Genomic DNA, 10731 nt, shown 5'->3' with positions numbered 1-10731 from the left:
AGGCGCGGCAGCAACGGGCGTGGGATCGGCCTGCGGCTCAGGCGCAGCGTGGCCGGCTTCGCCCGGCTTGCCCAGGATGCGGCGCCGCTTCACCTCGACCACGACCGTATTCTTGCGGCCATGGCTGAACTGCTGCTGCACCTGACCGGACTCGACCGTGCGCTTGATCCCCAGCGGCTTGCGGCCCAGAACCGGCTTGTCTTCCTTGCTGTCACTCATACGACTGAACTATACCCTTCACATCAACCCGACCGGCAAGGCCCGTCGGCGCCTTCATTCCAATGCTACCTCAGGCGCCCAGTGCCCCTGCGGAGTCACGCTCCCCATGCACCGGCGCTCCGTTAGCGCAACCCAGATAGCTTTCCAAGCGGCCTATGGCGCCGCGCAGACGTGACGCCGCACGCGAGTCGGTCACCGCGATATGGACGACATTGTCCCGCCCCATTGCCATAGATAGGGCGTGTCGGTCCACAGGCAAGACGATGCCCGCCAAATCCGTGCCCTCGGCCTCCTGTCCGACGCGGAGCGCCTGGTCCAGCTTCCGGTTGCCGTCAGCGGCCGCGTCGGCGGCGTGGAGCAGCAGCGTGACGTCGCCCTTGCGGCAGGCGACATCGATCTTTTCGGAGCCGGTCAGGACCATGGACGCCTTCGCCTCCAGCCCCAGGCGGTCGAGCAGCGCCTTGCGCAGGCCGTCCTCGATCAGCGCGGGCAGCGTGTCGGGGATGTGCAGGTCGCCGGTCTTGAAGGCGCGGGCGAGCGCGCCCTTGAGCTTGCCCTTGGCGAGGGTCTGTTCGAGTTCGGCGCGGGTAACGCCGATCCAGGCGCCGCGGCCGGGGGCCTTGGCGCGGATGTCGGGCAGGATTTCGCCGTTCGGGCCGCAGGCGAGGCGCACCAGCATCTCCGGGTCGGCGCGGTCGCCGGACAGGATGCATTTGCGTTCGGTCATGCTTTTTCTCCCCTCCCTTCCAGGGAGGGGTTGGGGGTGGGTCGCGCGTAGCGCGCATCCGCCCTCGCCCAATCGCCGTTGCTGGCGATTGCTGATGCAATCGCACCCACCCTTGATCGGAGGCACGTGACTCCGATCAACCCCTCTCTGGAAGGGAGGGGAGTTGGTAGGGTAGCGCTATGGGGCGAGCTTAACCTCTCATCGGGAAGTGACCGCGGCATGGGCGTCCTCCCCTGCTTTGGGCGCGTCGCGGTCGGCAATGAGTTGGCCGCCTGCGCCGTAATTTTCCGTCGAAATCCCGGAAATCACCACCTGAACGGCGGCAGGCGACTTCCCCAGCCGCTCGACAAGCGACCGGGTGACGTCGGCGACGATGGCCGCCTTCTGCTCGCGGGTGGCGTTTCCGGCCAGACGGATGTCTACGAAGGGCATCTGCGCTTACGCTTCCTCGCCTTCGAACCAGTGGGCGCGGGCGGCCATGATGATCTCATTGCCCTGTTCCTCGGTGAGGCCATATTCGGCCAATATGCCGCCCTTGTCCTCTTCCTTGTTCTCGCGGCGGCGGCGCTGGTCGACGCGCTTCTTCGCAACCAGTTCGTCGGTGGCGAGATCGGCCAGATCGTCCAGCGTCTTGATGCCCGCCTTGCCCAGCGTCACCAGCATGGCTTCGGTGAGGTGCGGCATGTCGGCCAGCGCGTCCTCGACGCCCAGCGCCTGGCGTTCCTCGCGGGCGGCGGCTTCGCGGCGGTCCAGCGCTTCCTGGGCGCGGCTCTGCAATTCGGCGGCTAGGTCTTCGTCGAAGCCCTCGATCGCGGCCAGTTCCTCGACGCCGACATAGGCGACTTCTTCCAGTTCGCCGAAGCCCTCTGCCACCAGAAGCTGCGAGAGGGTTTCGTCCACGTCCAGTTCGTTCTGGAACATCTCGGAGCGGGCGACAAATTCCTTCTGGCGCTTTTCGGACGCATCGGCCTCAGTCATGATGTCGATGGCCTTGCCGGTGAGCTGGCTGGCGAGGCGGACATTCTGGCCGCGGCGGCCGATTGCGAGCGAAAGCTGATCGTCGGGAACGACGACCTCGATCCGCTCCTCCTCCTCGTCGATGACGACGCGCGCGACCTGCGCGGGCTGGAGTGCGTTGACGACGAAGGTCGCCGTGTCTTCCGACCAGGGGATGATGTCGATCTTCTCGCCCTGCATTTCCTGCACGACGGCCTGCACACGGCTGCCCTTCATGCCGACGCAGGCGCCGACCGGGTCGATGCTCGAATCGCGGCTGATGACGCCGATCTTGGCGCGGCTGCCCGGATCGCGGGCGGCGGCCTTGATCTCGATCACGCCGTCGTAGATTTCGGGCACTTCCTGCGCAAACAGCTTCTTCATGAATTCGGGATGGGCGCGGCTGAGGAAAATCTGCGGCCCGCGATTTTCGCGGCGCACGTTCAGGATCACCGAGCGGATGCGGTCGCCGACGCGGACCACTTCGCGGGGGATCTGCTGGTCGCGGCGGATGACGCCCTCGGCGCGGCCAAGGTTCACCACGACATGGCCGAATTCGACCGACTTGACGACGCCGGTGATGATTTCACCCACGCGGTCCTTGAATTCCTCATGCTGGCGCTCGCGCTCGGCGTCGCGGACCTTCTGGAAGATCACCTGCTTGGCCGACTGGGCGTCGATGCGGCCCAGGTCGATAGGAGGCAGCGGGTCGACGATGAAGTCGCCGATCACGGCGTCCTTCTTCAGCTTCTGCGCCTGGCGCAGGTCGACCTGCTTGAAATAATCGTCCACGACCTCGACCACTTCGACCACGCGCCACAAGCGCAGATCGCCGGTTTCCGGGTCCAGCTTGGCACGGATGTCGTTTTCCGCGCCGTAGCGGGCGCGGGCGGCGCGCTGGATCGCGTCTTCCATCGCCTCTATGACGATGGCCTTGTCGATCATCTTTTCGCTGGCCACCGAATTGGCGATGGCGAGCAGTTCGGCCTTGTTGGCGGAAATGGCGTTGGCCATGATCGTTAAACCCTTACTCTTCGGTTTCGAACTCGTCCGCCCCATCGGAGGAGAGCGGCATACTAGCAGCAATCAGCGCGTCGGTCAGTATCAGCTTGGCATCGCCCACCAGCGCGAAGGGGATGGCGACGTCCCCGGCCTTGGCGTCGGCGAACAAAATGTCCTCGCCCTCCACGCCTTTCAGCACGCCCCGGAAGCTCTTGCGGCCGGAGACGGTTTCGGTGGCGGCGATCTTCGCCTCATGCCCAGCCCATTCGAGGAAATCGGTGATGCGGGTCAGCGGGCGGTCGATGCCCGGCGAGCTGACCTCCAGCCGATAGGCCTCCTCGATCGGGTCGGCCTCGTCCAGCACGTCCGAGAGGCGGCGGGAGATGGCGGCGCAATCCTCTATGACGAGTTGCTTCGTTTCCGGGCGCTCCGCCATGATCTGAAGCGTATATTCGTCACCCGACCCGAACAGCTTGATGCGCACGAGGTCGAAGCCCAGGGCCTTCACCTCCGGTTCGATCAGGGCTGTCAGTTCGGCGATGTCCGCCATGAAGTCTCCACAAGCAAATATGCAGCTTCCCTGTTGCCGCAGGCGTTTCGCCCGCGACCCCGACATGTTTGACGATGTAAGGAAGCAAGCGCGATATAGGCAGAATGCCGCAAAGCTGCAACATTATTTGTCGCGGAACATTTCATCGTCCGACGAGGAGGAAAAAGATGCGCCATTTCGCCCTGACCGCCCTGCCCCTCACCCTCAGCATGACCCCGATCGCCTGTTCGGCGGACAATGCCGCAGGGCAGAATGCGGCCCCGGAAAAGCCGTTCAAGACCTCGGTGATCGCGGATTTCGAGTCTCCCTGGGCGATGACCTTCCTGCCGGACGGGCGGATGCTGGTGACGGAGAAGGCGGGCGAGATGATCCTGTTCGATCCGAAGAACGGGACGAAAATTCCCGTCGCGGGGATTCCGCCGGTGGACAGCGCAGGTCAGGGCGCGCTGATGGACGTGGTGCCCGCGCCCGGCTTTGCGGAGAATGGGACGGTTTATTTCAGCTTCTCCGAGGCGGGTCCGGGGGGCAAGGGCGTGGCGCTGGCCCGCGGCATTTTCAAGCAGGCGAGCGACGGGACGACCAAGCTGGACGGGGTGAAGGTGATTTTCCGCGCCAGCCCCTATGTCGAGGGCAACGGCCATTATTCGGGGCGGATCGCCTTTTCGCCGGACGGGAAATATCTGTTCTTCACCAATGGCGAGCGGCAGAAATTCGATCCGGCGCAGGATCCGAAATCGACCTTGGGCAAGGTATTGCGGTTGAATCTGGATGGAAGCCCGGCGGCGGGCAATCCGTTGGCGGCGAAGGGATTTCATCCGGCGGTCTGGTCCTATGGGCATCGCAACCTGCTGGGGATCGCCTTCGACAAGGACGGGCGGCTCTGGGAGCAGGAGATGGGGCCGAAGGGCGGGGATGAGGTCAATCTGATCAAGCCGGGGTTGAATTATGGCTATCCCCTCGCCTCCAATGGCAGCCATTATGATGGGCGGGACATTCCCGATCATAAGGCGGGCGACGGGTTTGAGGCGCCCAAAGTCTGGTGGAATCCGGTGATCTCGCCGGGCGGGCTTGTCTATTATTCGGGCGACCTGTTTCCGCAGTGGAAGGATTCGCTGTTCATCGGCGGGCTGTCGAGCGAGGCGCTGGTGCGGGTGAAGCTGGACGGGGAGAATGCCGCCAAGGCCGACCAGTGGGACATGGGCGCGCGTATCCGCGAGGTGGAGCAAGGTCCGGACGGGGCGCTCTGGCTGCTGGAGGATGGCGGGCAAGGGTCGCGGGGGCGGTTGTTGAAGTTGACGCCTGCCCAGGGGTGATCCGTGTTCCTGCGAAGGCAGGAACACCTTGCGCCTGTGGAACCGAAACGAAAAACGGGGCTATTTGGCCCCGTTCTCTTACACCAACCGGCTTTGCTTGACCGCCGCTTCGATGAAGCTGGCGAACAATGGATGCGGGTCGAAGGGTTTGGATTTGAGTTCCGGATGGAACTGCACGCCGACGAACCAGGGGTGGTCGGGCCGCTCGACGATTTCCGGGAGCGTGCCGTCGGGGGACATGCCGGAGAAGATCAGCCCGCCCTTTTCCAGCGGTTCGCGATAGCCCGCGTTCACCTCATAGCGGTGGCGGTGCCGTTCGCTGATGTCGGTGGCGTCATAGATGCCCGCGACGACGCTGTTGCCGGTGAGCTTCGCCGGATAGGCGCCCAGCCGCATGGTGCCGCCAAGGTCGGTTTCGGCGGTGCGCTTCTGCAGGCCTTCCTTGCTCATCCATTCGGTGATGAGGCCGACGACCGGCTCGCTGGTTTCGCCGAATTCGGTGGTGGAGGCGTTGGCGATGCCCGCCGTGTTCCGCGCCCCCTCTATGCAGGCCATCTGCATGCCGAGGCAAATGCCGAAGAAGGGCACGTTGCGTTCGCGGGCGAATTTGACGGAGGCGATCTTCCCCTCCGACCCGCGCACGCCGAAGCCGCCGGGGACGAGGATGCCGTGCATCGGTTCCAGGCGGGCGGCGATGTCCGCGCCCTCCTCCTCGAACAGTTCGGCGTCCAGCCATTTGATGTTGACCTTCACCCGGTTGGCGAAGCCGCCATGGGTCAGCGCCTCATAGAGCGACTTGTAGGCATCGGGCAGGCCGACATATTTGCCGACGACGCCGATGGTGACTTCGCCCTCCGGATTCTGCTGCCGGTCCATGATGTCGTGCCAGCGGTCCAGCTTGGGCGCGGGGGCGTTTTCGATGCCGAAGGCGCGCAGCACTTCGTCGTCCAGCCCCTCCGCATGATATTGCGTCGGGACCGCGTAGATGCTGCTGGCGTCGAGCGCGGGGATGACCGCTTCGGGACGGACATTGCAGAAGAGGGCGATCTTGCGCCGCTCGCTTTCCGGCAGCGGATGTTCGCAGCGGCAGAGCAATATGTCGGGCTGGATGCCGAGCGAGGTCAGTTCGCGCACGCTGTGCTGGGTCGGCTTGGTCTTCAGCTCGCCCGCCGCCGCGATATAGGGGACCAGCGTCACATGGACGAAGATGGAGCGGTTGCGCCCCAGATCGTTATGCAACTGGCGGATCGCCTCCATGAAGGGGAGCGATTCGATGTCGCCCACCGTGCCGCCGATCTCGCACAGCACGAAATCGAGGTCGTCGGAGTCGGCGAGGGCGAAGGCCTTGATCTCGTCCGTGACGTGCGGGATGACCTGCACCGTCGCGCCCAGATAGTCGCCGCGCCGTTCGCGCTGGATGATAGTCTGATAGACCCGGCCCTGCGTCACATTGTCCGACTGCCGCGCCGAAACGCCGGTGAAGCGCTCATAATGGCCAAGATCGAGGTCGGTTTCCGCCCCGTCGTCGGTCACATAGACCTCGCCATGCTGATAGGGACTCATCGTGCCCGGATCGACGTTGAGATAGGGATCGAATTTCCGAATGCGCACACGGAAACCTCGCGCCTGCAGCAGTGCTGCGAGCGAAGCGGCCATCAGGCCCTTGCCAAGCGAGGAGACCACGCCGCCGGTGATGAAAATATACCGCGCCATGGGAGGAGAGGCTTAGCCTTTTACAAACGAGTTGGGCAAGCGCGCGAATCATCGCGCGTGCGAAAAAAGATCGAAATGACCGTAAGGCGGCTTAGTTGGCGAGCGGAACCGCGCCGTTGGCGGCATTGCCGCTCGCCGCGCCAGCAGCGCCGGCCAGCGGATCGTTGCCGGTCGCCGGGGCCGGACCGGATGCCGGAGCGGCCGGCGCCTGCTTCACCAGAGAGGTGTCGATGTCGCTCGGCCGGTGCTGGATCGAGGCGATCACCGCGAGCACGACCGACAGCGTCACGAAGATGCCGGCGAGAACCGTGGTCGATCGGGTCAGGAAGTCCGCCGCGCCGCGCGCCGACATGAACCCCGCCGGGCTGCCGCCGACGCCCAGGCCGCCGCCTTCCGACTTCTGCATCAGGATGACGGTGACCAGCAGGGCAGCGACGATGGCCTGCACGACGAGGATGAAGGTGAACATGAGACGAATATCTGTCCGGTAAAGGGTGCGTTGACGCGCACATAGCGATGATGGCGCGCCGGGGCAACCGCCCCCGTCCTATCCCCTCCCGCAGGCGGGAGGGGTTGGAGGTGAGTGGGCGGCGGCATGCGGCGTTATCGCATGGTTGATGGCATGGAAGCTCGCTGCGCTCGCACCCATCCCTTCCCCCTCCCTTGAAAGGGAGGGGCTTATTTTTTTGTTGGGGTCAGGCCGCCGCCGCGATCACCGGGGCGAATTTCGCCGCCGTCAGGCTCGCGCCGCCGATCAGGCCGCCGTCGACATCGGCCAGCGCCAGAAGCTCCGCCGCATTGTCGCCGTTCATCGATCCGCCATAGAGGATTCGCATCGCGTCGGCATCCGGGCCGATCCGGCTCGCCAGCGCGGCGCGCAGGGCGGCGTGCATCGCGGCGACCGCTTCCATTGTGGGGATCCGGCCCGTGCCGATGGCCCAGATCGGTTCATAGGCGATGGCCAGCCAGTCGGACGCCGCGCCTTCCGGCAAGGAGGCGAGCAGTTGCGCCGAAACCACCGCCTCCGCATCCCCCGCGTCGCGCACGTCCAGGCTTTCGCCCACGCAGAGGATGACCTTCAGCCCCGCAGCCTTGGCCGCCAGCGCCTTCGCCGCGATGTCCGCGTCGGTTTCGCCCTGGTCCTGCCGCCGCTCGCTATGGCCGACGATGGTCCAGCTTGCCCCGGCTTCGGCCAGCATGGCGGCGGAGAGGCAGCCGGTATGCGCGCCGCTTTCCTTCATATGGCAGTCCTGCGCGCCGATGAAGGCCGCGCCCTTCACGCCATTCGCCGCCGAAATCAGCGTCGCGGGCAGGCACAGCCCGACTTCCGCCGCCGGATAGTCGCGCGCCAGCCCGCCAATGGCCTCCACCTCGCCCAATTGGGCGCGCAGGCCGTTCATCTTCCAGTTGCCGACAACCAGCTTCCGCCTGCTCATCGATCTTTCCCCTTATGCTTATTGCTGCACGGTTCCCTGCGGCGCGGCTCTCCAATCCGCGCGCCGGGTTGGCCGAGCCGATGAACGGCGTGCGGGCATTTGTCCAGCCTTGGCGCCCCACCGCCCCTTGCCCACGCGACGATCCGCCCTTAAAGCGGGCCGCCATCAAAGCCGCTTTTACGGACTTTCCTTCATGCTTTCAGTCTTTCGCCGTTTCATCCGCTCCAAATTGGGCGCCTTTGCGGCCCTGATCTTCCTGGGGATCATCGCGGCCGCCTTCATCATGGGGGACATCACGAGCGGCAAGTTCGGATCGTCCATGGGCGGCGGCGAAACCGCGGCCAGGGCGGGCGGAGCGCGCCTCACCATGACCGAATTCCAGGACCGGGTGCAGCGCGTGTTCGAAAATGCGCGCCGGTCCAATCCGGGGTTGCAGATCGGCGACTTCCTGGCGCAGGGCGGCGCGGCGCAGGTCTATGACCAGCTTGTCGCGTCGATGACGCTGAAGGAATATGCGAGCGACCAGAAGGTCCATATCTCCAAGCGGCTGGTCGATGCCCAGATCGCGCAGATCCCCGCCTTCCAGGATGCGGCCGGCAATTTCAGCCAGGAAAATTTCCGGCAATTGCTGCTGCGCGAACGGATCACCGAACAGGCGCTGCGCGACGACATCAGCCGGGAGATATTGGAGCGCCAGATGCTTGCCCCCTTGGGACTCGGCGTGAAGCTGACCGACTCCATGGTGCTGCCCTATGCCTCGCTGCTGCTGGAGGCGCGCCAGGGCACCATCGCCGTCATTCCCGCCACCGCTTTCAAGGACATCGCCGACCCGACCGACGCGCAGCTTGACGACTTCTACAGGAAGAATGCGGCGCGCTACACCATTCCGGAACAGCGCCGCATCCGCTATGCGGTGATCGACGCCGAACGCTTCGCCCAGGCGGCGCAGCCGACCGATGCGGAAATCGCCAGCTATTACAACCAGAAAAAGGCAGCCTATGCCGCGAGGGAAAGCCGCAGCTTCGAGCAGTTGATCCTGCCGACGCAGGCCGCCGCCAAGGCGATCGCGGACCAGGTGAAGGGCGGCAAGTCGCTCGCCGCGGCGGCGCAATCGGCCGGCCTCTCCGTCTCCGAACTGAAGGACCAGAGCCGGGAAGCGCTGGCCTCCGCCGCATCCGCCGCCGTCGCCAATGCCGGTTTCGCCGCCAAGCAGGGCGAACTGGCGGGGCCGCTGCGCGGATCGCTGGGCTGGGTGCTGCTGCGCGTCACGGCGGTCAGGACGACCCCGGCCCGCGCCCTGGCGGCGGTGCGGGACGAGATCGTCGCCGCGCTGCGCGCGCAGAAGGAAAAGCGGCTGCTCAACGACTTCACCGGCAAGATAGAGGATCAGATCGCCAATGGCGGCAGCTTCGATGAAGTGGTGAAGGACAATGGCCTGAAGCTGGAGACCACGCCCTTCCTCGTCTCCTCCGGCAAGCAGGTGGAGGATGCCGCCTATCAGGTTCCGGCTGACGTGAAGCCGCTGCTCGCCCCCGTCTTCGGCATGAGCCAGGACGACGACGCGCAACTGGTTCCGATCGTGGCGGAGAAGCGCTATGCGCTGGCCGCGCCCGGCGACATCCAGGCCGCCGCGCCGCCGCCGCTCGCCAAGGTGAAGCCGCTGGTGGCGATGCAGTACAAGCTTGCCCAGGGCAATGAGAAGGCCAAGGCGCTGGCCGAGCAGATCCGCGCCAAGGTCGCCAAGGGCATGAAACTGGACGAGGCGGTCGCCTCCGCCGGCATCGCCCTGCCCAGGCCGCAAGTGGTGGGCGGCCGCCGCGCCGACATCATGCGCGACGGCCAGCGTCCGCCCGCCGAGGTGGCGATGCTGTTCACCATGGCGACCAACAGCGTGAAGACGTTGCCCGCCGGGCAGGATCGGGGCTATTTCGTGGTGCAGTTGAACGGCATCAAGCGCGGCGACGCGGGCAGCGACAAGGCGCTGGTCAACCAGGTTCGCGACCAGCTCAGCGAAGTGGTGGGCCAGGAATATGGCCAGCAGTTCGAGCGCGCCGTCGAAAAGGAACTGGGCGTCAAGCGCAACCCCAATGCCGTGGCCTCCGTCCAGCGCGCGCTGGCCAGCGCCAATGGCGGCGGTCAGTAAGATGGGCGCAGGGGGACCGGCGGCAATGGACGGCATGGAAAGCGCGCGCAAGGCACTGGCGGCGGGTCGATCCGCGCTGGTGTGGCGGCGCCAGATCGCCGACACCGACACGCCGATTTCCGCGGCGCTCAAATTGTTCGAGGCCGACCGTGGCGACTTCCTGCTGGAATCGGTCGAGGGCGGCGCTGTGCGGGGCCGTCACAGCCTGATCGGCCTGGCCCCCGACCTCGTCTTCCGGGCGCAGGGCCATGCGGCGGAGATCAACCGGCAATGGGCGACCGACCGGCAGGCCTTCGTGCCGGAAGGCGCCGACGCGCTGGATGCTTTGCGGGCGCTGGTGGCGGAATGCCGGGCGGAACTCGACCCGGCGCTGCCGGCCGCTCTGGCCTGCCTGGTCGGCTATTTCGGCTACGAGACGGTCGGGCTGGTGGAAAAGCTGCCGCGTCCGCCTGAAAATTCTATCGCTCTGCCGGACATGCTGTTCGTGCGGCCGACCGTCATATTGGTGTTCGACCGGCTGGCCGACGCGCTGTTCCTGGTCGCGCCGGTGTGGAAGGGCAGCTTTGCCGATGCCGACCGCGCCGTTGAGCAGGCGCTGGAGCGGATCGACGCGGTCGCCGCGAAGCTGGCGG

At 65.7% G+C, this 10731-nt stretch carries 10 protein-coding genes and 1 pseudogene; 3 read left to right on the top strand and 8 right to left on the bottom strand.

Features of this window, described 5'->3' with window-relative positions:
• From L286_RS0125050 to rimP, 5 genes are all read right to left on the bottom strand, one after another.
• On the bottom strand, positions 1 to 219 hold a 219-nt coding region (locus tag L286_RS0125050; RefSeq protein ID WP_031293583.1), incomplete at its 3' end, for an IF-2-associated domain-containing protein.
• Positions 220 to 289: 70 nt separating this feature from the next.
• Positions 290 to 946: a DUF448 domain-containing protein gene (locus tag L286_RS45050; RefSeq protein WP_020820971.1), complete on the bottom strand. Its 657-nt coding sequence runs from the start codon at positions 944 to 946 to the stop codon at positions 290 to 292.
• Between the two features lie 198 nt (positions 947 to 1144).
• The gene (locus L286_RS45045) at positions 1145 to 1378 is read right to left on the bottom strand and encodes a tautomerase family protein (RefSeq protein ID WP_020820972.1); all 234 of its coding nucleotides are present in this window, start codon (positions 1376 to 1378) and stop codon (positions 1145 to 1147) included.
• 6 nt (positions 1379 to 1384) lie between these two features.
• Positions 1385 to 2956 (bottom strand): transcription termination factor NusA, encoded by a 1572-nt coding sequence (gene nusA / locus L286_RS45040; RefSeq protein WP_007689036.1) that lies wholly within the window; start codon positions 2954 to 2956, stop codon positions 1385 to 1387.
• A 13-nt stretch (positions 2957 to 2969) separates the two neighbouring features.
• Positions 2970 to 3494, bottom strand: a complete 525-nt coding sequence (gene rimP, locus L286_RS45035; RefSeq protein ID WP_020820973.1) for a ribosome maturation protein RimP — start codon at positions 3492 to 3494, stop codon at positions 2970 to 2972.
• Positions 3495 to 3661: 167 nt separating this feature from the next.
• Here rimP and L286_RS45030 point away from each other — a divergent pair, with 167 nt between their 5' ends.
• Positions 3662 to 4807, top strand: coding sequence for a PQQ-dependent sugar dehydrogenase (locus L286_RS45030; RefSeq protein WP_020820974.1), 1146 nt, complete (start codon positions 3662 to 3664; stop codon positions 4805 to 4807).
• A gap of 78 nt (positions 4808 to 4885) precedes the next feature.
• On the opposite strand, the gene L286_RS45025 is transcribed toward L286_RS45030, so the two are convergent.
• From L286_RS45025 to tpiA, 3 genes are all read right to left on the bottom strand, one after another.
• The gene (locus L286_RS45025; protein WP_007689030.1) at positions 4886 to 6520 is read right to left on the bottom strand and encodes a CTP synthase; all 1635 of its coding nucleotides are present in this window, start codon (positions 6518 to 6520) and stop codon (positions 4886 to 4888) included.
• Positions 6521 to 6611: 91 nt separating this feature from the next.
• Complete coding sequence (gene secG / locus L286_RS45020) at positions 6612 to 6989, bottom strand: preprotein translocase subunit SecG (RefSeq protein WP_007689028.1); 378 nt, start codon at positions 6987 to 6989, stop codon at positions 6612 to 6614.
• Between the two features lie 226 nt (positions 6990 to 7215).
• Positions 7216 to 7956 (bottom strand): triose-phosphate isomerase, encoded by a 741-nt coding sequence (gene tpiA / locus L286_RS45015; protein ID WP_020820975.1) that lies wholly within the window; start codon positions 7954 to 7956, stop codon positions 7216 to 7218.
• 193 nt (positions 7957 to 8149) lie between these two features.
• On the opposite strand from tpiA, the gene L286_RS45010 reads away from it, so the two are divergent.
• Both L286_RS45010 and L286_RS45005 read left to right on the top strand, forming a co-directional pair.
• The gene (locus L286_RS45010) at positions 8150 to 10099 is read left to right on the top strand and encodes a peptidylprolyl isomerase (RefSeq protein ID WP_020820976.1); all 1950 of its coding nucleotides are present in this window, start codon (positions 8150 to 8152) and stop codon (positions 10097 to 10099) included.
• A 25-nt stretch (positions 10100 to 10124) separates the two neighbouring features.
• Positions 10125 to 10731: pseudogene (locus L286_RS45005) on the top strand (anthranilate synthase component I); the annotation flags it as partial.

It is taken from the genome of Sphingobium sp. HDIP04, from assembly GCF_000445085.1.
Taxonomy (GTDB): Bacteria; Pseudomonadota; Alphaproteobacteria; order Sphingomonadales; family Sphingomonadaceae; genus Sphingobium; species Sphingobium indicum.
The sequence above is the reverse complement of the archived record's forward strand: the minus strand, read 5'-3'. Positions and strand labels throughout refer to the sequence as shown.